Origin of the sequence: Pseudomonas jinjuensis, from assembly GCF_900103845.1 — a bacterium.
Taxonomy (GTDB): domain Bacteria; phylum Pseudomonadota; class Gammaproteobacteria; order Pseudomonadales; family Pseudomonadaceae; genus Pseudomonas; species Pseudomonas jinjuensis.
In genome coordinates, this window is the sequence record NZ_FNIJ01000003.1 from 392,945 (window position 1) to 416,731 (window position 23,787).

The 23,787-nt window shown below is 69.0% G+C and carries 19 protein-coding genes; 12 read left to right on the forward strand and 7 right to left on the reverse strand.

The features are described 5' to 3' along the window. Positions 1-42: 42 nt before the first annotated feature. The 4 genes from fmt to BLR75_RS06195 are packed head-to-tail and all read left to right on the forward strand — an operon-like array spanning position 43 to position 4,049. Positions 43-987: a methionyl-tRNA formyltransferase gene (fmt, locus tag BLR75_RS06180; protein WP_084314680.1), complete on the forward strand. Its 945-nt coding sequence runs from the start codon at positions 43-45 to the stop codon at positions 985-987. A 2-nt stretch (positions 988-989) separates the two neighbouring features. After that, a complete protein-coding gene (gene rsmB / locus BLR75_RS06185) occupies positions 990-2,294 on the forward strand; it encodes a 16S rRNA (cytosine(967)-C(5))-methyltransferase RsmB (protein ID WP_084314720.1) in 1,305 nt (434 codons plus the stop codon). A gap of 54 nt (positions 2,295-2,348) precedes the next feature. Beyond that, positions 2,349-3,722 (forward strand): Trk system potassium transporter TrkA, encoded by a 1,374-nt coding sequence (gene trkA, locus BLR75_RS06190; protein WP_084314681.1) that lies wholly within the window; start codon positions 2,349-2,351, stop codon positions 3,720-3,722. A gap of 12 nt (positions 3,723-3,734) precedes the next feature. Next, positions 3,735-4,049, forward strand: coding sequence for a tetratricopeptide repeat protein (locus tag BLR75_RS06195; protein ID WP_084314682.1), 315 nt, complete (start codon positions 3,735-3,737; stop codon positions 4,047-4,049). A gap of 254 nt (positions 4,050-4,303) precedes the next feature. Here the strand turns inward: BLR75_RS06195 and BLR75_RS06200 are convergent, their stop codons facing one another. From BLR75_RS06200 to BLR75_RS06215, 4 genes are all read right to left on the reverse strand, one after another. Beyond that, complete coding sequence (locus BLR75_RS06200) at positions 4,304-5,683, reverse strand: aspartate aminotransferase family protein (protein ID WP_084314683.1); 1,380 nt, start codon at positions 5,681-5,683, stop codon at positions 4,304-4,306. Positions 5,684-5,699: 16 nt separating this feature from the next. After that, positions 5,700-7,157 carry an NAD-dependent succinate-semialdehyde dehydrogenase gene (locus BLR75_RS06205; RefSeq protein WP_084314684.1) on the reverse strand — a complete coding sequence of 486 codons (1,458 nt, stop codon included), beginning with the start codon at positions 7,155-7,157 and terminating at the stop codon, positions 5,700-5,702. Positions 7,158-7,291: 134 nt separating this feature from the next. Next, the gene (locus tag BLR75_RS06210; RefSeq protein ID WP_084314685.1) at positions 7,292-7,942 is read right to left on the reverse strand and encodes a 7-cyano-7-deazaguanine/7-aminomethyl-7-deazaguanine transporter; all 651 of its coding nucleotides are present in this window, start codon (positions 7,940-7,942) and stop codon (positions 7,292-7,294) included. Between the two features lie 255 nt (positions 7,943-8,197). Continuing rightward, on the reverse strand, positions 8,198-9,133 hold the full coding sequence (locus BLR75_RS06215; protein ID WP_217633577.1) for a LysR substrate-binding domain-containing protein: 936 nt from the start codon (positions 9,131-9,133) through the stop codon (positions 8,198-8,200). Positions 9,134-9,312: 179 nt separating this feature from the next. Here BLR75_RS06215 and BLR75_RS06220 point away from each other — a divergent pair, with 179 nt between their 5' ends. The 8 genes from BLR75_RS06220 (at position 9,313) to BLR75_RS06255 (ending at position 20,822) form a co-directional block, all read left to right on the forward strand. After that, positions 9,313-10,527, forward strand: a complete 1,215-nt coding sequence (locus tag BLR75_RS06220) for a CaiB/BaiF CoA transferase family protein (protein ID WP_084314687.1) — start codon at positions 9,313-9,315, stop codon at positions 10,525-10,527. An 89-nt stretch (positions 10,528-10,616) separates the two neighbouring features. Beyond that, a complete protein-coding gene (locus BLR75_RS06225) occupies positions 10,617-12,233 on the forward strand; it encodes an acyl-CoA carboxylase subunit beta (RefSeq protein ID WP_084314688.1) in 1,617 nt (538 codons plus the stop codon). Positions 12,234-12,266: 33 nt separating this feature from the next. After that, positions 12,267-13,424, forward strand: coding sequence for an acyl-CoA dehydrogenase family protein (locus BLR75_RS06230; RefSeq protein ID WP_084314689.1), 1,158 nt, complete (start codon positions 12,267-12,269; stop codon positions 13,422-13,424). Further along, positions 13,421-14,269 carry an enoyl-CoA hydratase/isomerase family protein gene (locus BLR75_RS06235; RefSeq protein ID WP_084314690.1) on the forward strand — a complete coding sequence of 283 codons (849 nt, stop codon included), beginning with the start codon at positions 13,421-13,423 and terminating at the stop codon, positions 14,267-14,269. The genes BLR75_RS06230 and BLR75_RS06235 overlap by 4 nt, the downstream gene beginning before the upstream one ends. Then, entirely contained in the window at positions 14,266-16,224 is a 1,959-nt protein-coding gene (locus BLR75_RS06240) for an acetyl-CoA carboxylase biotin carboxylase subunit (protein ID WP_084314691.1), read from the forward strand. The genes BLR75_RS06235 and BLR75_RS06240 overlap by 4 nt, the downstream gene beginning before the upstream one ends. Then, entirely contained in the window at positions 16,221-18,062 is a 1,842-nt protein-coding gene (locus BLR75_RS06245; RefSeq protein ID WP_084314692.1) for an acyclic terpene utilization AtuA family protein, read from the forward strand. Before BLR75_RS06240 ends, BLR75_RS06245 begins: the two co-directional genes overlap by 4 nt. A gap of 74 nt (positions 18,063-18,136) precedes the next feature. Further along, complete coding sequence (locus tag BLR75_RS06250; RefSeq protein ID WP_084314693.1) at positions 18,137-19,462, forward strand: MFS transporter; 1,326 nt, start codon at positions 18,137-18,139, stop codon at positions 19,460-19,462. 121 nt (positions 19,463-19,583) lie between these two features. Further along, positions 19,584-20,822: an OprD family porin gene (locus BLR75_RS06255; RefSeq protein ID WP_084314694.1), complete on the forward strand. Its 1,239-nt coding sequence runs from the start codon at positions 19,584-19,586 to the stop codon at positions 20,820-20,822. Positions 20,823-20,997: 175 nt separating this feature from the next. Here the strand turns inward: BLR75_RS06255 and BLR75_RS06260 are convergent, their stop codons facing one another. From BLR75_RS06260 to doeA, 3 genes are read right to left on the reverse strand one after another with little or no spacing between them, the layout of a single operon-like run. Beyond that, on the reverse strand, positions 20,998-21,480 hold the full coding sequence (locus BLR75_RS06260) for an Lrp/AsnC family transcriptional regulator (protein WP_084314721.1): 483 nt from the start codon (positions 21,478-21,480) through the stop codon (positions 20,998-21,000). Positions 21,481-21,508: 28 nt separating this feature from the next. After that, entirely contained in the window at positions 21,509-22,513 is a 1,005-nt protein-coding gene (gene doeB, locus BLR75_RS06265; protein ID WP_084314695.1) for a N(2)-acetyl-L-2,4-diaminobutanoate deacetylase DoeB, read from the reverse strand. Positions 22,514-22,517: 4 nt separating this feature from the next. Next, complete coding sequence (doeA, locus tag BLR75_RS06270) at positions 22,518-23,708, reverse strand: ectoine hydrolase DoeA (protein WP_084314696.1); 1,191 nt, start codon at positions 23,706-23,708, stop codon at positions 22,518-22,520. Positions 23,709-23,787: the final 79 nt, after the last annotated feature.

Consider the following 23,787-nt stretch of genomic DNA (forward strand, 5'->3'; position numbering starts at 1 on the left):
GGCTTGCTCCGGCAAGCCTTTTTTCTTTTCAGCGAGCCCCGCATGAGCCAAGCACTGCGCATCGTCTTCGCCGGAACCCCGGAATTCGCCGCCGAGCACCTGAAAGCCCTGCTCGACACCCCGCACCAGATCGCCGCCGTCTACACCCAGCCGGACCGCCCGGCCGGCCGCGGGCAGAAGCTGATGCCCAGCCCGGTGAAGAAGCTCGCCGTGGAACACAACCTGCCGGTGCTGCAGCCGCCGACCCTGCGCGATCCCGCCGCCCAGGCGGAACTGGCCGCGCTGGCGCCGGACCTGATGGTGGTGGTCGCCTATGGCCTGATCCTGCCGCAGGCGGTGCTCGACATCCCGCGCCTCGGCTGCATCAACAGCCACGCCTCGCTGCTGCCGCGCTGGCGCGGCGCGGCGCCGATCCAGCGCGCGGTGGAGGCGGGCGACGCGGAAAGTGGCGTCACCGTGATGCAGATGGAAGCCGGCCTCGACACCGGCCCGATGCTGCTCAAGGTGACCACGCCGATCGCCGCCGAAGACACCGGCGGCAGCCTGCACGACCGCCTCGCCCGGCTCGGCCCGCCGGCGGTGGTGGAAGCCATCGCCGGCCTCGCCGCCGGCACGCTGAAAGGCGAAGTGCAGGACGACGGCCTCGCCACCTACGCGCACAAGCTGAACAAGGACGAGGCGCGCATCGACTGGTCGCGTCCGGCCGTCGAGCTGGAGCGCCTGGTGCGCGCCTTCGATCCCTGGCCGACCTGCCACACCACGCTGAACGGCGAGCCGCTGAAGGTCTGGGGCGCGCAACTGGCCGAGGGCCGTGGCGAGCCTGGGAAAATCCTCGACGCCAGCCGTGACGGCCTGCTGGTCGCCTGCGGCGAGGGCGTACTGCGCCTGACCCGCCTGCAACTGCCGGGCGGCAAGCCGCTGGCCTTCGCCGACCTGTTCAACAGCCGTCGCGAGCAGTTCGCCGCCGGCCAGGTGCTCGGCCAATGAGCATCAGCCCCCGCCTCGCCGCCGCCCGCGCCCTGGCCGCCGTGCTCGCCGGCCGCGCTTCGCTGGGCAGCTCGCTGCCGGCGCAGCTGGACCAGGTGGCGCCGCGCGACCGCGGCCTGACCCAGGAGCTGGCGTTCGGCGCCGCGCGCTGGCAGCCGCGTCTGTCCGCCCTCGCCGCGCGCCTGCTGCAGAAGCCGTTCAAGGCCGGCGACCGCGACGTCGAGGCGCTGCTGCTGGTCGGCCTGTACCAGCTGCTCTACACGCGCATCCCGCCGCACGCCGCCATCGGCGAGACCGTGGGCTGCGCCGACAAATTGAAGAAGGGCTGGGCCAAGGGCCTGCTCAACGCCGTGCTGCGCCGCGCCCAGCGCGAGGGCGAAGTGCTGCTGGCCGACCTCGACCGCGACCCGGCGGCGCGCCTGGCCCATCCGCGCTGGCTGCAGAAGGCGCTGAAACAGGCCTGGCCGGAGCAGTTCGAAGCGCTCTGCGCGGCGAACAACGCGCATCCGCCGATGACCTTGCGGGTCAACCGCCGCCATGGCAGCCGCGACGCCTATCTGCAAGAACTGCGCGCCGCCGGCATCGAGGCGCAGCCCTGCGAGTTCAGCCGCGACGGCATCCAGCTGGAAAAACCCTGCGATGTGCATGAGCTGCCGGGCTTCGCCGAAGGCCGCGTCAGCGTGCAGGACGAGGCCGCGCAACTGGCCGCCGACCTGTTCGAACTGGCCCCCGGCCAGCGCGTGCTGGACGCCTGCTGCGCCCCCGGCGGCAAGACCTGCCACCTGCTGGAAGCCGAACCGGCGCTGGCCGGCGTGGTCGGCGTCGACCTGGAGGAATCGCGCCTGGTGCGCGTGCGCGAGAACCTCGAACGGCTGAAGCTGGATGCCCAGCTGATCGCCGCCGACGGCCGCGACACCGCCGCCTGGTGGGACGGCAAGCCGTTCCAGCGCATCCTGCTCGACGCGCCGTGCTCGGCCACCGGGGTGATCCGCCGCCATCCGGACATCAAGCTGACCCGCACCACCGAGGACATCGCCGCGCTGGCGCAACTGCAGGGCGAGCTGCTCGACGCGCTGTGGCCGGTCCTGGAAGTCGGCGGCGTGCTGGTCTACGCGACCTGCTCGGTGATGCCACAGGAAAACACCGGCAGCATCGACGCCTTCCTCGCCCGCACCCCGGGCGCGCGCGAGCTGGACCTGGCCGGCCCCTGGGGCCTGAAGCAGCCGCACGGGCGCCAGCTGCTGCCGCAGGACGGCGGACACGACGGTTTCTATTACGCGAAATTGATCAAGATTTCTGCACGCTGAATTCGCCGCGCGATAATTGTCGGCACCAGCCTGAATCGGGAAACCCGCGCTTCCATGAAAATCATCATCCTCGGTGCCGGCCAGGTCGGCGGCACACTGGCCGAGCACCTCGCCAGCGAAGCCAACGACATCACCGTGGTCGACACCGACGGCGAGCGCCTGCGCGACCTCGGCGACCGCCTGGACATCCGCACCGTGCACGGCAAGGCGTCCTACCCCACGGTGCTGCGCCAGGCCGGCGCCGACGATGCCGACATGCTGGTGGCGGTGACCAACAGCGACGAAGTGAACATGGTCGCCTGCCAGGTCGCCTACACCCTGTTCAACACGCCGACGCGCATCGCCCGGGTGCGCGAGGCGGCCTACCTGACCCGTGCCGGCCTGTTCGACAACGAGGCCATCCCGGTGGACGTGCTGATCAGCCCGGAACAGGTGGTCACCAACTACATCAAGCGCCTGATCGAATACCCCGGCTCGCTGCAGGTGATCGACTTCGCCGAGGGCAAGGCCCAGCTGGTGGGCATCCGCGCCTACTACGGCGGCCCGCTGGTGGGCCAGGAACTGCGGCAGATCCGCGAGCACATGCCCAACGCCGACACCCGCGTGGCGGCGATCTACCGGCGCGACCGGCCGATCATCCCCAAGGGCGACACCCTGATAGAGGCCGACGACGAGGTCTTCTTCATCGCCGCCAAGGCCCACATCCGCGCGGTGATGGCCGAGATGCGCCAGGCCGAGGTCAGCTACAAGCGGATCATCATCGCCGGCGGCGGCAACATCGGCGAACGCCTGGCCGAGGCCATCGAGAGCCGCTACCAGGTGAAGATCATCGAGCACAATCCGGGACGCTGCCGGCATCTCTCGGAAACCCTGGACAGCGCCATCGTCCTCCAGGGCAGCGCTTCCGACCGCGACCTGCTGCTGGAAGAGAACATCGGCGACGCCGACCTGTTCCTCGCCCTGACCAACGACGACGAGGCGAACATCATGTCCTCGCTGCTGGCCAAGCGGCTCGGCGCGCGCAAGGTGATGACCCTGATCAACAACCCCGCCTACGTCGACCTGGTGCAGGACAGCACCATCGACATCGCCATCAGCCCGCAGCTCGCCACCATCGGCACCCTGCTGACCCACGTGCGCCGCGGCGACGTGGAAAGCGTGCACTCGCTGCGCCGCGGCGCGGCGGAGGCCATCGAGGTGATCGCCCATGGCGACGCCCGCTCCAGCAAGGTCATCGGCCGCCCGCTCAGCGACGTCAACCTGCCGCCGGGCACCACCATCGGCGCGGTGATCCGCGGTGACGACGTGCTGATCGCGCACAGCGAGACGGTGGTCGAGGCGGGCGACCACGTGATCCTGTTCGTGGTCGACAAGCGCCGCATCCGCGATGTGGAGAAGCTGTTCCAGGCGGGATTGACGTTCTTCTAGAGAGGACTGGATATGCTCGAAGGTCTGGAAAAGATGCTCGCCAAGGGCGTGGACAACCCGCTGCTGCGCTTCGGTCTGGGCAAGGGTTACCTGGATGCCGGCGATGCACCGCGCGCGGTGGAGCACCTGCGCCGCTGCGTGGAGCAGGACCCGAAGTATTCCGCCGCCTGGAAGCTGCTGGGCAAGGCGTTGCAGGCCAGCGGCGACCCCGACGGCGCCCGCCAGGCCTGGACCGACGGCATCGCCGCGGCGCAGGCGCATGGAGACAAGCAGGCGGAGAAGGAGATGACGGTGTTTCTGCGCAAGCTGGAGAAGGGCAGGGGCTGAAGCGTAGGGTGGACGTGGCTTTTTACGTCCACCTTTCGGGAGGCGGCATGGTGGAAAACGCTTCGCGTTTTCCACCCTACGGTTGGCGTCGGTGCAGGCTGATCCCCTCACCCCCGCCCTCTCCCGGAGGGAGAGGGCGTTGTACGGCGTTGCCGGGAGGCACGCTGCTCCGCCTCAAGCCAAACAGTCCCCTCTCCCTCAGGAGCGGGGCGCGCAGCCAGGGTTAGGGTGAGGGCAAACCCGGCGCCTCTCCCTCAGAGCACCTCCGCCGCCACCGCATCCACCGCCGCCCTGGCGATCGACACGATCTCGTCCGCTTCCGCGCGGGTCAGCACCAGCGGTGGAGCGAAGCCGAGGATGTCGCCGTGGGGCATGGCGCGGGCGATCATGCCGCGTTCCAGGCAGGCCGCAGAAACCTTCGGGCCGACCTTCAGCGCCGGGTCGAACGGTGTGCGCGCGTCCTTGTCGGCCATGAACTCCAGCGCCGCGAGCATGCCGTCGCCGCGCACTTCGCCCACCAGCGGATGGCCCTCGAAGGTCTGGCGCAGCTGCTGGTTGAGGTAGGCGCCGACTTCGCCGGCGTTGGCGGTGATGTTCTCGCGTTCGAGGATGTCCAGGTTGGCCAGCGCGGCGGCGGCGCAGATCGGGTGGCCGGAATAGGTCCAGCCATGGCCCATGGCGCCTTCGCGGGTCGAGGCGCTGTCGATCACGTCCCATACCTTCTCGCCGACGATCACCGCGGACAGCGGCGCGTAGGCGCTGGTCAGGCCCTTGGCGGTGGTGATCAGGTCGGGCTTGAGGCCGTAGCGCTGGCTGCCCATCCTGTCGCCGACGCGGCCGAAGGCGCAGACCACCTCGTCGGCGATCAGCAGCACGTCGTACTTCGCCAGCACCGCCTGGATCGCCTCCCAGTAGCCCTGGGGCGGGACGATGATGCCGCCGGTGCCCATCACCGGTTCGCCGATGAAGGCGGCCACGGTGTCCGGGCCTTCGGCGAGGATCAGTTTCTCCAGCTCGTCGGCGCAATGGCGCACGAAGGCCGCTTCATCCATGCCCGCCGGCGCCTTGTAGAAGTGCGGGCAGAGGGTGTGCTTCACGCCTTCCACCGGCAGGTCGAAGTGCTGGTGGAAGCTCGCCAGGCCGGTCAGGCTGCCGGTGACCAGGCCCGAGCCGTGGTAGCCGCGCTGGCGCGAGATGATCTTTTTCTTCTGCGGACGGCCGAGCACGTTGTTGTAGTAGCGCACCAGCTTGATCTGGGTCTCGTTGGCGTCCGAGCCGGACATGCCGTAGTAGACCTTCTTCATCCCGGCCGGCGCCCAGTCCTGGATGATCCGGCTGGACAGCTCGATGATCGCCTCGGAGGAGTGGCCGACGTAGGTGTGGTAGTAGGCCAGCTGCTTGGCCTGCTCGTAGATCGCCTCGGCGACCTCGGTGCGGCCGTAGCCGATGTTCACGCAGTACAGCCCGGCGAAGGCGTCGAGCAGCTCGCGGCCCTGGTGGTCGCGGATGCGCACGCCGGAGGCGCCGGTGATGATCCGCCCGGCCAGCGCGCCGCTGGCGTGGTCGTGGGCGTGGGTGGACGGGTGCATGAAGTGCGCGCGGTCCTGTTCGAAGAGTTTGGCGTAGTCGCTCATGGCATGTTCCTCGCGGTTAGATGGCGCCGTGGTGCAGGCAGAAGTACTTGGTCTCGACGAAGGGTTCGAAACCCTCGCCGCTACCCTCGCGGCCCAGGCCCGAAGCCTTCATGCCGCCGAAGGGAATGGGGTGGCCGGTGAACCTGGCGCCGTTCACCGCAACCATGGCGAACTCCAGGCGGCGCATCAGCGGCCACACCTGGTCGAGGCGCTGCCCACAAATGTAGGCGGCCAGTCCGTATTCGCTGTCGTTGGCCAGCGCGACGATTTCCTCGATGGAATCGAAGGGCGTCACGCCGGCGATGGGAGCGAAGTTTTCCTCGCGCCAGATACGCATCCGGGGCGTCACGTCGGCCAGCACGGTGGGCTGGTAGAACCAGCCGCCGAGGGCATGGGGTTCACCGCCGGCGAGCAGCCGGGCGCCGCTGTCGATGGCCTCGCCGACCCGCGCGCAGGTCACGTCGAAGGCGCCCTGGTGCATCAGCGGGCCGATCTGGCTGCGCTCATCGCTGGCCGGGCCGACGCGCAGTTCGCGCACGGCGCGGGCGAAGCGCTGCAGGAAGGGTTCGTAGAGTTCGCGCTGGACCAGGATGCGGTTGGCCGCGCAGCAGTCCTGCCCGGAGGTCTGGAACTTGGCGTCGATGGCGAACTTCACCGCGTGGTCCAGATCGGCATCGGCGAGCACGATGAAGGGCGCGTTGCCGCCCAGTTCCAGCGCCACCTTCTTCACGTCCTGGGCGGCGACCTGCAGCACCAGCTTGCCGACGCGGGTCGAGCCGGTGAAGCTCACGGCGCGCACGCGGCTGTCGCCGACCAGGGTTTCCATGGCCATCTGCGGCTCGCCGAGGACCACGTTGAACACCCCGGCGGGGAAGCCGGCTTCCTCGGCCAGTTGCGCCAGGGCGAAGGCGGAGTAGGGCGTCTCGTGGGCCGGCTTGACCACCACGCTGCAACCGGCGGCCAGGGCGGCGGCGGCCTTGCGGGTGATCATCGCCGAGGGGAAGTTCCACGGCGTCAGCAGCGCGGCAACACCGACCGGCTCGACCACGGTGCCCAGGTGCGCGCCGGGGATATGGCTGGGAATGTTGCGCCCGTCCAGGCGCCGCGCCTGTTCGGCGAACCAGGGGATGAAGCTGGCCGCGTAGTCGATCTCGCCGCGCGCCTCGAACAGCGGCTTGCCCTGTTCGAGAGAAAGAATCTGCGCCAGGTCCTCGCGATGCTGCAGGATCAGCTCGCCCCAGCGGCGCAGGATGGCAGCGCGCTCGTCGAGGCTGCGCTGGCGCCAGGCCGGGAAGGCGGCGTGGGCGGCATCCACCGCGGCGACGATCTGCTCGCGCTCCAGCAGCGGTACGTGGCCGATGGCTTCGCGGGTGGCGGGATTCTGCACGGCGATGCTGGCGCCGCTGGCGCTGTGCAGCCAGTGGCCGTTCACGTAGCACAGCGACTTGAACAGCAGGGGGTGGGCGTAGGACATGGCGGCGTCTCCGTAGCGGGTGGCTTGGAGACCATGCTAGGGGGAGCGGCGCCGCGGTTTTTTCCTAAGCAGGGGGCGGCGGCGGCAAATCTTTTCGCAGATGGGCCGCCGACCGGAGGTTTTTGCGGGAGGGATCAAGCGTAGGCGGAACGCTGCGTCAGGCGCCGCAGGATGGCGTTGAGCAGCACGCCGTAGAGCGGCACGAAGAGGATCAGGCTGACCGCCAGCTTGACGCCGTAATCGACGGTGGCGATCTCCACCCAGTGCTGCGCCATGAAGGCGTTGTCGCTGCGCCAGAAGGCGATGGAGAAGAAGGCGAAGGTGTCCAGCAGGTTGCCGGCGATGGTCGACAGCACCGGGGCGATCCACCAGCGGCTGAGCTTGCGCAGGCGGTCGAAGACCTGGATGTCGAGGACCTGCCCGAGCACGTAGGCGAGGAAGCTCGCCAGCGATATGCGCGCGACGAAGGTGTTGAACTCCAGCAGCGCACCGGCGCCGCGGAACGCGCCTTCCTGGAACAGCACCGAGACCACGTAGGACACCGCCAGCGCCGGCAGCATCACCCGCGCGATCACCTGCCGCGCCGGGCCCTTGCCGAGCAGGCGCACGGTGAGGTCGGTGGCGAGGAAGATGAACGGGAAGCTGAACGCACCCCAGGTGGTCTGCCAGCCGAACAGGGTCATGGGCAGCTGCACCAGGTAGTTGCTGGCGATGATGATGAGGATGTGGAAGGCGATCAGGCCGGCCAGAGCGCCGCGCCGTGCCGCCGGGGAAAGGGCTGACATGCGATGTCCTTTTTACGCGAATGGGGTGAGGGAACCCATGCCGGCGGAATGCCGAGCGGCGCGCATTCTAGCGGATACGGACTTCGGAGTCAGGTTTTCTGGCTGTTTTTTGTGCAGGGCGTGTCCGGCCTTGTAGGAGCGAGCTTGCTCGCGAACGAATTTCCCGGCGGTCATCGGTGCTGGGCGGGTTCGCGAGGCAAGCTCGCTCCTACGAAGAACCCCGCCCGTCGGGCAAAGCTCGCGCCAGTAACGGACTCAGACGTGCAGCCGCCGATAGGGCCGCCCCGGCAGCACGCTGGCCGACGGACTCTGGCTCACCAGGTGGCGTACCAGCTCCTGGCTGATGCGCGGAAGGCTCGCGTATTCGCGCACCACCATCTTGGCCTTGCGCAGTGCCCAGCGATCGTTGAACTTGAGAATGTGCAGGCGCATGGTCCGGGCATGGCGCTCGGCGGAGGAACGCGGCACGACGCCGATGCCGACCCCCGCCTCGATCAGCCGGCATGCCGACTCGAAACTGCCGACCTGCACGTAGAAGCTCATGTCGTGCCCCATGGCCTGGGCGACGCGCGGCAGGAAATGCGAGAGCGCCGTGCCTTCATGCAGGCAGATGTGCTGCTCGTCCAGGGTCTCGGTGAACGAGATGCGCTCCCGCTCGGCGAAGCGATGGCCGGGGCTGGTCACCAGCACCAGTTCGTCATCGCCGTAGGGATGGACTTCCAGGCCGCCGATATCGATCTCCCCGGCGATGAAGCCGATGTCCGCCTCGCCATCGAGCACGGCGGCGACGACTTCCCGGCTGGCGCGCTCGCGCAGGTCGATCCTGGCCTGCGGGTACAGCGAGAGGAACTCGCCCAGCGCCTGCGGCAGGTGTCCGGCCAGCGAGGTGGTGTTGGCCTGGACGCGGATATTGCCCTTGATGCCCTCGGCGTAGTCGTGCAGATCGCACTTGAGGTGTTCCAGCTGCTGCAGCACCCGGCGCGCGTGTTGCAGCAGCGCCTGGCCCGCGGCGGTCGGGGTGACGCCGGTGGCGCCGCGGTGCAGCAGCTGGGTGCCGATGTTGCTCTCCAGTTGCTTGACGCGCCGGCTGGCCGCGGGAAGCGAAATGCAACTGTTTTCCGCACCCTTGGTGAGGCTGGCTTCGTCGGCGATGTGAACGAAGAGCTGGAGGTCGAATAGATCGAAGTGCATGCGAATTCCTGTCCCTGACGTGCGGAGGAGACCGTGGCCAGTCTACTGCGTCACCGTCGCTGGTTGTCATTTCCCCCCCGGCAACCCCCCCTTAATCAAAAGCGAACATCGAAGCGCATCGAGGTGGTTAGTATCGGGTCATTCCAATCGATAACAACAAGACCATTGGGAGCCGCGATATGGGCGTTCTATCCGGAGTACGTGTTCTCGACCTGACGCGCGTCGTCGCCGGGCCGTGGGCGACGCAGGTGCTGGCCGACCTCGGCGCCGAAGTGATCAAGATCGAACGGCCGGGCGAAGGCGACGACACCCGGCGCATGGGACCCTTCGTCAAGAATGCCGATGGTTCGGACAGCAACGACTCGGCCTTCTACCTGGCCTGCAATCGTGGCAAGCGCTCGGTGACCATCGACATCTCCCAGCCCGAAGGCCAGGCGCTGATCCATCAGCTCGCCGAACAGTGCGATGTGCTGGTGGAGAACTACAAGGTCGGCTCGCTGGCCCGCTACGGGCTCGACGCGGCGAGCATGCGCGCCCGTTTTCCGCGGCTGATCTACTGCTCGGTCACCGGTTTCGGCAGCGATGGTCCGTACGCCGCCCGCCCGGCCTATGACTTCATCCTGCAGGGCCTGTCCGGCCTGATGAGCACCTGCGGCCACCCCGATGGCGAGCCGGGCGCCGGGCCGATGCGCACCGCCATCCCGATCACCGACATCGTCACCGGCCTGTACGCCAGCATTTCCATCCTCGGCGCGCTGATCCAGCGCGGCCAGACCGGCGAGGGCCAGTTCATCGATGCCGCGATGCTCGACTCGGCGGTGGCGCTGAATGGCCACCTGGCCCTTGGCTACCTGCTCACCGGCAAGCTGCCGGCGCGCATCGGCAACGCCAATCCGGTGGCCGCGCCCTCGGAAATCTACGCCACGCGGGACGGCCGGCTGATCCTCGCGGTGGGCAACAACGGCCAGTTCAGCGCCCTGCTCGACGCCATCGGCCTGAACGAACTGGCCGCCGACCCGCGCTTCGCCAGCAACTACGAGCGGGTGCGCAACCGTTCGGCGATGTACGCGGCGTTGGCGCCGGCCCTGCTGGCGCGCGACACCGGCGACTGGATGGAGCGCCTCGCCGCCGTGGGCGTGCCGTGCGGCACGGTCAACGACTTCGCCGGTGTGTTCGCCGATCCCCAGGTGCGTCATCGCGGCCTGCAGCTCAGCGTGCCCCATGGCCGCGGCGGCGAAATCCCGATGCTCAGGAGCCCGCTGAATCTTTCCGCCTCGCCGGTCGAGCACCGTGCGCCGCCGCTGCTGGGCGCGGACACCAGAGACGTACTGCGCGACCTGCTCGGCGCTTCCGCCGAGCGCATCGACCGCTTGCGCGAGCGCCAGGTGATCTAGCGCTTCAGCCTCCACCGTTTCGTTCTGGCTCGCCGGCCGCAGGTCCGGTGACGCCCTCGCTCACCCTGGATTTGCCGAGAACAATGCTTATGCGTCCTATCGAAACCCGCTTCGACCCCACCGATCCCGCCATCGCGGAACGCCGCGCCAGCATGCTCGCCGCGGTGCAGCGCCTGCATGACCTCGACGCCCGGGCCGCCCAGGCCTCGGCGCGCGCCGAGGCCACCTTCGCCAAACGCGGGGCGCTGCTGCCGCGCGAGCGGCTGGCCCATCTGCTGGACCCGGGCGCAGCCTTCCTGCCGCTGGCCAACCTGGCCGGCTACTGCGTGGACGATCCCGATCCGGACACCTCGATCCCCGGCGGCAGCCAGATCGCCGGCATCGGCTTCGTCAGCGGCGTGCGCTGCATGGTGGTGGTCAACGATTCTGGGATCGACGCCGGGGCGATGACCGAGCCCGGCAACCAGAAGCTGATGCGCTGCCAGGAGATCGCCCTGGAGAACCGCCTGCCGCTGGTGATGCTGGTGGAGAGCGGCGGGTCGAACCTGCGCAAGTACAAGGTCGACAAGTTCATCCGCGGCGGCGGCATGTTCTACAACCTCGCCCGGCTGTCCGCCGCCGGCCTGCCGATCGTCACCGTGGTGCACGGCTCGTCCACCGCCGGCGGCGCCTACCTGCCGGGACTGTCCGACTACGTGGTGATGGTCGAGGGCCGCGCCCGCGCCTTCCTCGCCGGCCCGCCGCTGCTCAAGGCCGCCACCGGCGAAATCGCCAGCGAGGAGGAACTGGGTGGCGCGCGGATGCACGCCTGCGTCTCCGGGCTGGCCGAGTACACCGCCGAGAACGACGCCCAGGCGCTGGCCATCGCCCGCGAAATCGTCGCCGGACTGGACTGGGACAAGCCGCGGAAGCCTTCCGCGCCGGTCCTGCCGCCGCGCTATCCGGCCGAGGACCTGCTGGCGCTGATGCCGGCGCAGACCCGCACGCCGGTGGACATGCGCGAAGTGATCGCGCGCCTGGCGGACGACTCGGCGTTCATGGAATTCAAGACCGACCACGGTCCCGGCACCCTCTGCGGGCGCGGCCGGATCGACGGCATGGCGGTCGGCTTCATCAGCAACAACGGCCCCATCGATCCGCAGGGCGCGGCCAAGGCGGCGCAGTTCATCCAGCTCTGCGTGCAGTCGGCCACGCCGCTGCTGTTCCTGCAGAACACCACCGGCTTCATCGTCGGCCGCGCTTCCGAGGAGGCCGGGATGATCAAGCACGGCGCCAAGCTGATCCAGGCCATCGCCAACGCGCCGGTTCCGCGCATCACCCTGTACTGCGGCGCCTCCTACGGCGCCGGCAACTACGGCATGTGCGGCCGCGGCTTCCAGCCGCGCTTCTGCTTCTCCTGGCCCAACGCGCGCACCGCGGTGATGGGCGGCGAACAGGCCGCCACCACCCTGGAGATCGTCGCCCGCGCCCAGGCCGAGCGCAAAGGCGTGGCCGTCGACGAGGAACGCCTGGCGCGGCAGAACGCGGAGATCGTCGCCAATTTCGAGCGCCAGGCCAGCGCCTTCGTCACCAGCGGGCTGCTGCTCGACGACGGCGTGATCGATCCGCGCGACACCCGCGCGGTACTCGCCATGGCTCTGTCCATCTGCCTTCACGCCGAGCGCACGCCGGTCCGCCCCATCCAGTTCGGCGTCGCGCGCTTCTGAGCCGCGGCCAATCCCAATCAGGAGAACCTGCCCATGCTGTACACCGAAGAACATCGCAAGATCATGGCCACCGTCCGCCGCTTCGTCGCCGAAGAGATCGACCCCCATGCCGACGAGTGGGAAGCGGCGGAAATCTTCCCGGCCCACGAGCTGTTCAAGAAGCTCGGCAACCTTGGCCTGCTGGGGGTCAGCAAGCCGGTGGAATACGGCGGCCTCGGCCTCGACTTCTCCTACTCGCTGGCCGTGGGCGAAGCACTCGGCTACATGAAGTCCCAGGGCGTCGGCATGGGCATCGGCGTGCAGTGCGACATGGCGACCCCGGCGCTGGCCGCGTTCGGCTCCGATGACCTGCGCCGCGATTACCTGGCCCCGGCCATCGCCGGCGACATGGTCGCCGCCATCGGCGTTTCCGAGACCGGCGCCGGCTCCGACGTGGCCTCGCTCAAGACCTACGCACGCAAGGATGGCGACGACTACGTCATCAGCGGCAGCAAGATGTGGATCACCAACGGCACCCAGGCCGACTGGATCTGCCTGCTGTGCAACACCTCGGAAGGCACCGGCCACCGCAACAAGTCGATCGTCATCGTGCCGCTGCGCGAGAACGGCAAGCTGCGCCCGGGCATCAGCGTGCAGAAGATCAGGAAGTTCGGCATGTGGTCGTCCGACACCGCGCAGATCTTCTTCGACGAAGTGCGGGTGCCGCAGCGCAACCGGGTCGGCGAGGAAGGCAAGGGCTTCTTCTACCAGATGCGCCAGTTCCAGGAGGAACGCCTGAATGGCGCCGCCCGCCGGCTGTCGATCACCAGCCTGATCGAGGACACCGCCGAGTATCTGCGCCAGCGCGTGGCCTTCGGCAAGCCGCTGCTGGACAACCAGTTCATCCAGTACAAGCTGGCCGAGCTGAAGACCGAGGTCGAGGCGCTGCGCGCGCTGACCTATGCGGCGACCCAGGCCTACATCGACGGCGAGGACGTGGTCGAGCTGGCGTCCATGGCCAAGCTCAAGGCCGGCCGGCTGTCGCGCGAGGTGGCCGACTGGTGCATGCAGTTCCAGGGCGGCATGGGCTACACCTGGGACAACCCGGTGTCGCGCGCCTATCGCGACTACCGCCTGGGCTCCATCGGCGGCGGCGCCGACGAGGTGATGCTGCAGGTGATCGCCAAGCAGATGGGGTTGATGAGCCGATGAGCCAGGTTCTTCACCACGTCCGCGAGGGCTTCCACGTCCTGCTGCTCGACGCACACGCCAGCCGCAACGCGTTGTCGCCGGAGATGGTCCAGGCCCTCGACGCCGCGCTCGCCAGGGCGCAGGAGGAAGGCGCGCGGGCCATCGTGCTGCGCGGTGCGCAGGGCATGTTCAGCGCCGGCGGCAACATCGGCAACTTCGCCGAGCGCCTGGCCTCCAGCACTGGGGGAGACGACGATCCGGTGGCCCTGCGCAATCGCGAATTCGGCCGCTTCCTCGAACGCCTGAGTGCACTCGACGTGCCCACTGTCGCGGTGGTCGAAGGCGCGGCCATCGGCGGCGGCCTCGGGCTGGCCGGCAGCTGCGACTTCGTGCTGGCGCACAGCGAGGCGAAGTTCTCCCTCAGCGAAACCAGCCTGGGGATCGTTCCCGCGCAGATCGCGCCGTTCCTGCTCGAACGCCTGGGCGTCGCCACGCTGCGGCGCCTGACGCTGGCGGGGCGGCGCTTCGACGGCCGCGTCGCCCAGGATCTCGGCCTGGTCGATGAGCTGTTCGACACGAAGGAAGCGCTGGATGCCGGCCTCGCCGCGCTGCTGAGCGCCATCGGCCGCTGCGCGCCCCGCGCCAACCAGCGCTTCAAGCGCCTGCTGCGCGACGACGAGGCCATCCGCCAGCGCGGCCTGTGGCTCGACGCGGCGGCGCGCTGTTTCTCCCTGTGCATGAACGATGAAGGCGGCGAAGGCATCGCCGCGTTTCGCGACAAGCGCGCCGCCCGCTGGCAGAGCGGCCTGACCGCGGCGGATGTGGCCGCGCTGCCGGTCCCGGCGAACGAAGAGGAACGCCCATGATCACCCGACCTTTCGACACCCTGCTGGTGGCCAACCGCGGCGAGATCGCCCTGCGCGTCATCTGTTCGGCGCGCCGCCTGGGCCTGCGCACGGTGGCGGTGTACTCCGACGCCGACCGCGACGCCCTGCACGTGCGCGCCGCGGACCAGGCGCTGTACATCGGCGCCGCGCCGGCCCGTGATTCCTACCTGAACATCGACGCCATCCTCGCCGCCGCCGAGCGCAGCGGCGCGCAGGCGATCCACCCCGGCTACGGCTTCCTCTCGGAGAACGCCGGATTCGCGGCGCGCGTCGAACAGGCCGGGCTGGTCTTCGTCGGCCCGCCGGCCCGGGTCATCGAGGCGATGGGCAACAAGGCGCGCGCCAAGGACCTGATGGAAGCCAGCGACGTGCCGACCGTCCCCGGTTTTCGTGGCGAGGGCGCCAGCGACGGCGACTTCATCGCGGCAGCCGATCAGGTCGGCTATCCGCTGATGGTCAAGGCCGCTGCCGGCGGCGGCGGACGCGGCATGCGCATCGTCCATCAGGCCGCCGAGCTGCCGGCCGCGCTCGCTTCCGCGCGTTCCGAGGCACAGGCGGCGTTCGGCTGTGGCGAGCTGTTGCTCGAACGCGCGGTGATCCGCCCGCGGCACATCGAACTGCAGATCCTCGCCGACAGCCACGGCAACGTCGTGCACCTGGGCGAGCGCGACTGCTCGGTGCAGCGCCGGCATCAGAAAGTCATCGAGGAAACGCCGTCGCCCGCGGTCGACGCCGCGCTGCGCGAGCGCATGGCGGCCACCGCCGTGGCTGCGGCGCGCAGCATCGGCTATGTCGGCGCCGGCACCCTGGAATTCCTCCTCGACGAGAGCGGCGCGTTCTACTTCATGGAGATGAACACCCGCCTGCAGGTCGAACACGCGGTGACCGAAGCGGTCACCGGGCTGGACCTGGTGGAGTGGCAGCTGCGCATCGCCGCCGGCGAGGCACTGGGCTTCACCCAGGAGGACGTGCGCTTCCACGGCCACGCCATCGAGGTGCGCCTGTGCGCCGAGGCGCCGGAATCCGGCTTCCTGCCGCAGTCCGGCCCGGTGCTGGCGTGGCAGCCGCCGGCGCCCGGCGGCGATCTGCGCATCGATCACGCGCTGTGCAGCGGCGGACAGATCAGCCCGTACTACGACTCGATGATCGCCAAGCTGGTCGCCCACGGCACGGATCGCGCCGAGGCCGTGCGCAAGCTCGCGGCCGGGCTCGAACAGTGCGTGCTGCTGGGCACGCCGAGCAACCAGGCGTTCCTCATCGACTGCCTGCGCCACCCGCTGTTCCGCGCGGGTCGCGCGCATACCGGCTTCATCGCCGAACAGTTCCCCAGCGTGGCGCCGAAGCCGCTGCCGGCGCCATTGCTGGCCCTGGCGCTGGCCAGCGAGCTGGCGGCGCCGGAGCCGGGCCTGCAGCGCGGTCAGCCGGCGCGGTTGCGTTATCGCCTGGGCGATGCGGAGCTCGATGTGCGCCTGGTCGCCGGGCCGGACGCGGCAGAGGTCGAACTGGACGGGCGCCGCCTGGCGGTCCGCCATCTGTCCTGCGAGGCACCCGGCATCGCGCGCCGCATCGTCGGCGAGGTGGATGGCGAGCGCCTGGCGCTGAGCGTGGCGAACCTGCCGGACGCACTGCTGCTGACCCACGCCGGCGTGGTCTGGCGTCTTCAGCGCCCCGACGCGCTGGCGCGCAGCAGCAGCGCCGGGGATGACGGCCGGCTGAGCGCGCCAATGTCGGCGCGGGTGATCGAAGTCGCCGTGCGCAACGGCGAGCGCGTGGCCGCCGGCGACCTGCTGATGGTCATCGAGGCGATGAAGATGGAACACCGCCTGTGCGCGCGCATCGCCGGCGTAGTCGAGGGACTGGAGCTGCGGGTAGGCGACCAGACCCGCACTGGCCAGACGCTGGCGCGGATTCTCGCCGAGGAGGTGCCGGCATGATCGCCAAGCCTGCGAATCACGTACGCATCGGCGGCGCCAGCGGCTTCTGGGGCGACTCCGCCATCGCCACGCCGCAACTGCTGGAAGTGCCGGGGCTGGACTATCTGGTCTACGACTACCTGGCGGAAACCACCATGGCGATCCTCGCCCGCGCCCAGACCAGGGACCCGGCGCTGGGTTATGCCACGGACTTCGTCAGCGCGGTGATCGAGCCGCACCTGGCGACGCTGCTGCAGCGCAAGGTGCGGCTGATCGCCAACGCTGGCGGCCTGAACCCGCTGGCCTGCCGCGACGCCGTGCTGCGCGTCGCCGAACGCCAGGGACTGGCGCCGCGGGTGGCGGTGGTGAGCGGCGACGACCTGCTGCCCGCCTGGAGCGCCGGCGCCATCCACAGCCTGCAGCGTCTCGACGGCGAGGCGGCGCTGCCCGCGCAGCTGCTATCGATGAGCGCCTACATCGGCGCGCGCGGCATCGCCGATGCGCTGGCCAGCGGCGCGGATATCGTCATCACCGGCCGGGTGGTCGACAGCGCGGTGGTCTGCGGCGCGCTGGTCCACGAGTTCGGCTGGTCGTGGCGGGACTGGGACCGGCTGGCCGGCGCCACCCTCGCCGGCCATCTCATCGAATGTGGCGCGCAGGCCACCGGCGGCCTGTTCACCGACTGGGAGCGCGTCGAAGGCTGGGACAACATCGGCTATCCGCTGATCGACTGCGCCGAGGACGGCAGCTGCGTGCTGAGCAAACCCGACGGCACCGGCGGGCTGATCGACCCACTGGCGGTCAGCGAGCAGCTGCTCTACGAGGTCGGCGATCCGTCGCGCTACCTGATGCCCGACGTGACCTGCGACCTGACCGCGGTGCAGGCGCGCTGGCATGGCCCGCAGGCGGTGCGCATCAGTGGCGCCAGGGGCCTGCCGCCGACCGACCGCTACAAGGGCAATGCCACCTGGCAGGACGGCTACCAGTTCCAGCAGCTGATGGCGATCCGTGGCATCGACGCGCCGGCCAAGGCCCGGCGCACCGCCGAGGCGCTGCTGGCGCGCACCCGGCGGATGATGGCCGCCGCCGGCCATGCCGACTACAGCGCGACGCGCGTCGAACTGCTCGGCTGCGAGAGCCTGTACGGCGCCCATGCCCGCCGGCTGCCCACCCGCGAAGTGGTGCTGCGCATCGCCGTGCGCCATGCCGAGGCGAAAGCCCTGCGCTTCCTGCAGAAGGAATGCTCCTCGGCCGGCACCTCGATGGCCGCCGGCACGCGCAGCACCTTCTCCGGGCGCGCCGACATCCAGTCGCTGATCCGCGTGCTGCCCTTCACCCTGGACAAGTCCGAGGTGCAACTGACGCTGCATCGCGCGGATGGCGAATGCGTGGCGGTGGAGGCTGCGCTGGGCTCCGACGGCGAGCCCGAGCCGACTCGACAGCAGCCGGCGCCGGTGCGTGCGGTCGACGAGCCGGGCGAGCGGATCAGCGTGCCGCTGCTGCGGGTCGCGGTGGCGCGCAGCGGCGACAAGGGCGACGACGAGAACATCGCAGTGATCGCCCGCCGCCCCGAGTGGCTGGCGTGCCTGCGCGAGCAGCTGACCGCCGAGGTGGTCGGCGAGTGGTTCGCACATCTAGTTCAGGGTGAAGTCGAGCGCTTCGACGTGCCCGGCCTGCACGCGATGAATTTCCTGCTGCACAACGCCCTGGACGGAGGCGGGGTATCCAGCCTGCGCTCCGATCCGCTGGGCAAGTCCTTCGCCCAGATGCTGCTCGACCTGCCGGTGCGCGTTCCCGCCCACTGGCTGCAGCCGAGCGCCGCAACCGACAGGGAGGTGATCGCCGAGGAAAGGGGGTAGGCACTTCGGCCGCCGGGCCGGGTTCCGAATGACGCAGGTAAACAAAAACAACTCTACCAGCCAAGGATCGACTCGTGACCGTACTGACCAGAATTCCGGAACAGGCCCAGGTGAACGCCGATGCGGTGTACCGCAAGGTCGCCCTGCGGCTGCTGCCGTTCCTGCTCATCTGCTACATCGTCAACTACATCGACCGCGCCAACATCGGCTTCGCCAAGCTGCAGTTCACCCAGGACCTGGGTTTCTCCGACGCGGTGTACGGCCTGGGTGCCGGCGTGTTCTACATCGGCTACCTGCTGTTCGAGGTGCCGAGCAACCTGTACCTGCAGAAGATCGGCGCGCGCGCCACGCTGATGCGCATCATGCTGATCTGGGGCATCGCCTCGGGGATGACCGCCCTGGTCACCACGCCCATGCAGCTGTACGTCGCGCGCTTCGTCCTGGGCGCCGCCGAGGCCGGGTTCTTCCCCGGGATCGTGCTCTACCTCAGCTACTGGTTCCCGGCGGCCCGCCGCGGACGGATCAGTTCGCTGCTGCTGATGGCGGTGGTGTTCGCCGGCATGCTCGGCGGCTTCATGTCGGGCTGGATCATGCATGAGGCCGAGGGCCTGTTCGGTCTGCGCGGCTGGCAGGCGCTGTTCATCATCGAGGCGATTCCGGCGGTGCTGCTCGGCCTGGCGGTGCTCTGGGTGCTCGACGATTCGCCGCAGAAGGCCAAATGGCTGTCGCCGGCCGAGCGCGAGGTGATCGTCCAGGACCTGCGCAACGACCAGGCCGGCAAGACCGATACCGGCCACCCGAGCATGCTCGGCGCGCTGCGCGATCCGCGGGTCTATCTGCTGTCGCTGGTCTACAGCGGGATCTGCCTGGGCTCGGGAGTGTTCTCCGCGTGGGCGCCGTCGATGATCCGGGCCGCCGGCGTCGAGAACCTCAAGCAGGTGGGCATTCTGCTGATGCTGCCGTATGCGCTGGCGGCCGTAACCATGTACCTGGTCGGCCGCAGCTCGGACCGTTTCCAGGAGCGCCGCTGGCATCTGGTGGCGCCGTCGCTGGCCGCCGCTGCCGCACTCTTCGTGCTCGCCATCCCCGGCATCGGCCTGCCGCTGACCATCGCCATGCTGTGCCTGGTCGCGGCCGGTATCTACGCGGCGATTCCAATGTTCTGGACCATTCCACCGACCTACCTGAGCAGCCATGGCGCGGCGGCGGGCATCGCCTTCATCAGCAGCATCGGCGCCGGGATCGGGGGCTTCGCCGGCGCCGCGGTGCTGGGCTGGATCAAGACCGCCACCGGCAGCCTCAGCCTCGGCGTATCCGCCACCGGCGCATGCATCCTGGTCAGCTGCGTGCTGTTGATCGCCTGCATGCCGGCGCACCTGCTCGCGCCGAAGCGGCCGTAACGCGGCCGGCACAACCCCCGCGTGCATCATCCACCACCCCGGCGCCGCTCCCGCGGCGCCGACGGGGCGGCTCGTCGGCGCGCCGGGTGATCGAGTCACGAATGCGACAAGAGAACTGAACATGAATGCAAGACATTCCACGCACATCCTCCTGCTGGGCAGCCTTGCGCTGTCCTCCCCGGCCTTCGCCGACTTCATCGGCGACAGCAAGGCCAGCCTGAGCATGCGCAACTTCTACATGAATCGCGATTTCCGCCAGCCCGGGGCCGTGCAGAGCAAATCCGAGGAATGGGCCCAGGGGTTCATCCTCAACGTAGAGTCCGGCTACACCGAGGGCGTGGTGGGCGTGGGCGTGGACGCCCTCGGCCTGCTGGGGCTGAAGCTCGACTCCAGCCCCGACCGCAGCGGCGGCACCAGCCTTCTGCCACGCAGCCCGGGGAGCCATCGCGCCGACGACAGCTACAGCCACCTCGGCGCGACCGCGAAGCTGCGGGCGTCGAAAAGCACCCTGAAAGTCGGTACCCAGCTGCCCACCTCGCCGCTGGTGGTGATCAACGACACCCGCCTGTTGCCGCAGACCTTCGAAGGCGCCTGGCTGAACTCGCGCGAGCTGGACGGCCTGAGCCTCGATGCCGGGCAGCTCTGGCAGGTTCGCCAGCGCGACGGTTCCAACAACGAGGACATGAGCATCGCCCGCGGCGCGCCGGGCCTGACGTCCGACCGCTTCGACTTCGTCGGCGGCGACTACAAGTGGAACAGCGCGCTGAACACCGGCTATTCCTTCGGCAAGCTCGAAGACATCTACAAACAGCACGTCCTGACGCTGGGCTACAACCTGCCGCTGACGCCGGAGCAGTCGCTGCGCACCGACCTGCGCTGGGCGGACTCCAGCGCCGACGGCAGCGCCAGCCAGGTCGACAACCGCGCCCTGGGCGCGATGTTCACCTACAGCTACCGCGCCCATCGCTTCGGCGCGTACTACCAGCGCCTGAGCGGGCGCACCGGCTACGCCTATCTCGCCGGCAGCAACCCCTACCTGGTCAACCTGGTGCAGATCGGCGACTTCGGCAACGCCGACGAGCGCTCCTGGCAGCTGCGCTACGACTACGACTTCGCCGCCCTCGGCGTACCCGGGCTCAGCTTCATGACCCGCTACGTGAACGGCGACAACGTCGATGCGCCGAACATCGGTGGCGAAGGCAAGGAGTGGGAGCGCAACACCGACATCGCCTACGTGCTGCAGAGCGGTCCGCTGCGCGGGGTGAAGCTGCATTTCCGCAATGCATCGGCGCGCTCGAACTTCGGCAACGACATCGATGAGAACCGCTTCATCGTCAGCTACAGCCTGGCGCTTTGGTAGGACGGCGGACGCGGGAGCATAGGAACGATGGAACCGGCGGATAACGCTTCGCGTTATTCGCCCTACGGGGAACAACCTGTAGGAGCGAGCTTGCTCGCGAACCCGCCCAGCACCGATGCAGCCGGGAAACTCGTTCGCGAGCAAGCTCGCTCCTACGAAAAGCCTCCGCGCCCGCTCACGCCCCTTCCATCGCCTCCACCGGCACCGCCTCGTCCGCCGTCTTGATCACCTTGGTGACGATATAGGTGAAGTACCGCTCGATCCCCATATCATCCACCAGCAGCTGGTCGATGAAGCGCTGGTAGTGGTCGATGTCCCGCGCCTGGATCATCGCGATGTAATCCACCCCGCCGCCGGTGGCGAAGCAGAAGCCCACCTCCGGCGCCTCGCGCAGGCGCTGTTCGAAGCGGCGCATGTCCTGGGCGGTGTGGCGCGCCAGGGTGATTTCCACCAGCACCTGCTGCTGGCGGAACAGCGCCGGCCAGTCGATCAGGGCGCGGTAGCCCTTGATCAGGCCGGATTCCTCCAGCTTGCGCACGCGCTCCCAGGCCGGGCTGACCGAGAGGTTGATCGCCTCGGCCAGGCTCGACTTGGTGATGCGTCCATCGCTGGCGAGGATGCGCAGGATCTTCAGGTCATAGCGGTCGAGCTTGATCATCATGCCTCCCGCGCCACGCGTGACGCTCTCAATCCAGGACCTCGGCGACCACCGCCAGGGTGTCGCCGCTCTGCACCAGCCCCGGGAAGTGCCGCGCGGCGAGGATGCCGCTGCGTTTCGCGCGGTACTCCACCGGCGCGCTGCCGGTGCGCAGCACGTCGTGCACCCGCGCCACCACATCCCCTTTGGCGACGTACTCGCCGAGGTCGCGGCACATCTCCAGCAGGCCGTTGTGCTGGCTGGCGACGAAGCAGTCGCCATCAGGCATATCGAGCATCACCGAGCGGCCCGGTTCCATCTCGCCGCCGAGGATGCCGGCGGCGATCAGCACATTGCGCACGCCACGGCTGGCGATGGCCACGCTGCGCGCGCTGCTGGTTCCGCCGCCACCGAGTTCGGTGGTGACGAACAGCTTGCCCTGTTCCTCCGCCGCGGTGTCGTACATGCCCACCGCGTCCAGTTCCAGCATGCGCATGGCGTAGGGCGCGGCGAAGGCGCGCATCAGCGCCTCGCTGGCTTCCTGCCGGGCCTTGTCCGGCAGCACGTGGCAGGCGGCGAAGGGCAGGAAGTCGAGGGTCTTGCCGCCGGAATGGATGTCCAGCACCACGTCCGCCAGCGGCAGCAGGGTGCGCTGGAAGTAGTCGGCGATCTTCTGCGTCACCGTGCCGTCCGGGCGGCCGGGGAAGCTGCGGTTGAGGTTGCCGGCGTCGATCGGCGAGGTGCGCTTGCCGGCGAGGAACGCCGGGGTGTTCATGAACGGCACGATGATCACCCGGCCGCGGATGTCCTCGGCGCGCAGTTCCTGGGCCAGGCGGCTGAGCGCCACCGGGCCTTCGTACTCGTCGCCGTGGTTGCCGCCGGTGAGCAGCGCGGTCGGGCCGTCGCCGTTCTTCACCACGCAGACCGGGATCATCACCGCGCCCCACGCCGAGTCGTCGCGCGAATAGGGCAGCTTGAGATGGCCGTGCTGCACGCCGTCGCGGTCGAAGTCGACGCTGGCGCTTATCGGGTTTTCGCGTAATGCCTGAGTCATCGCCTCACTCCTTCACGAACAGCTGGCGCGGGTAGTCGCAGAAGGTCTGCACGCCGGTGTCGGTGATCAGGATGCTTTCGGTGATCTCCAGCCCCCAGTCGTCCATCCACAGGCCGGGCATGAAGTGGAAGGTCATGCCGGGTTCGAGCACGCTGTTGTCGCTCGGGCGCAGGCTCATGGTGCGTTCGCCCCAGTCCGGCGGATAGCTGATACCGATCGGGTAGCCGCAGCGGCTGTCCTTGTGGATGCCGAACTTCTCCAGCACGCCGAAGAAGGCGCGGGCGATGTCGCCGGTGGTGTTGCCGGGCTTGGCGGCGTCGAGGCCGGCGGAAATGCCTTCGACCACTGCCTTCTCGGCGTCGAGGAAGTGCTGCGGCGGCTTGCCGAGGTAGACGGTGCGCGACAGCGGGCAGTGGTAGCGCCTGTAGCAGCCGGCGATCTCGAAGAAGGTGCCGGCGCCGCGCTGGAAGGGCGTGTCGTCCCAGGTCAGGTGCGGCGCGCTGGCGTCGGCGCCGGTGGGCAGCAGCGGGACGATGGCCGGGTAGTCGCCGCCGTGGCCGTCCACGCCGAGGATGCCGGTGCTGTAGATGTCCGCGACCAGCTCGTTCTTGCGCATGCCCGGTTCGATGCGTTCGACGATCTGCGCGTGCATCTTCTCGACGATGCGCGCGGCGACGCGCATGTACTCGATCTCGCGCGGCGACTTCACGGCGCGCTGCCAGTTCACCAGCGCGGTGGCGTCGATGAATTTGGCGAACGGCAGGTTGGCCTGCAGCGAGCGGAAGGCGGCGGCGCTGAAGTAGTAGTTGTCCATCTCCACGCCGACGCTCAGGCGGTCCCAGCCGCGCGCGGCGATGACCTCGCGGGACAGATAGTCCATCGGGTGGCGCTCGGTGGACTGCACGTAGTGGTCGGGGTAGCCGACGATATTGTCCGGGGCCATGAACACGGTGCGCCGCGCGCCGTTGGCGTCCTGGCCGCGGCCGAACCACACCGGCTCGCCTTCCCGCGCCAGCAGCACGCACTGGTGCACGTAGAAGGACCAGCCGTCGTAGCCGGTCAACCAGGCCATGTTCGACGGATCGGTGACCAGCAGCAGCTCGATGCCGCGCTCCTGCATGCTGGCGCGGACCTTGGCGATCCGCTGGGCATATTCCTCCCGGCTGAAGGGGAGGTTGACGACGATTTCGGACATGCGGAAATCCTCTCTCGGGGGGTCTTTTGTAGGAGCGGGCCATGCCCGCGACCAGTCGCGATGTCGCGGGCATGGCCCG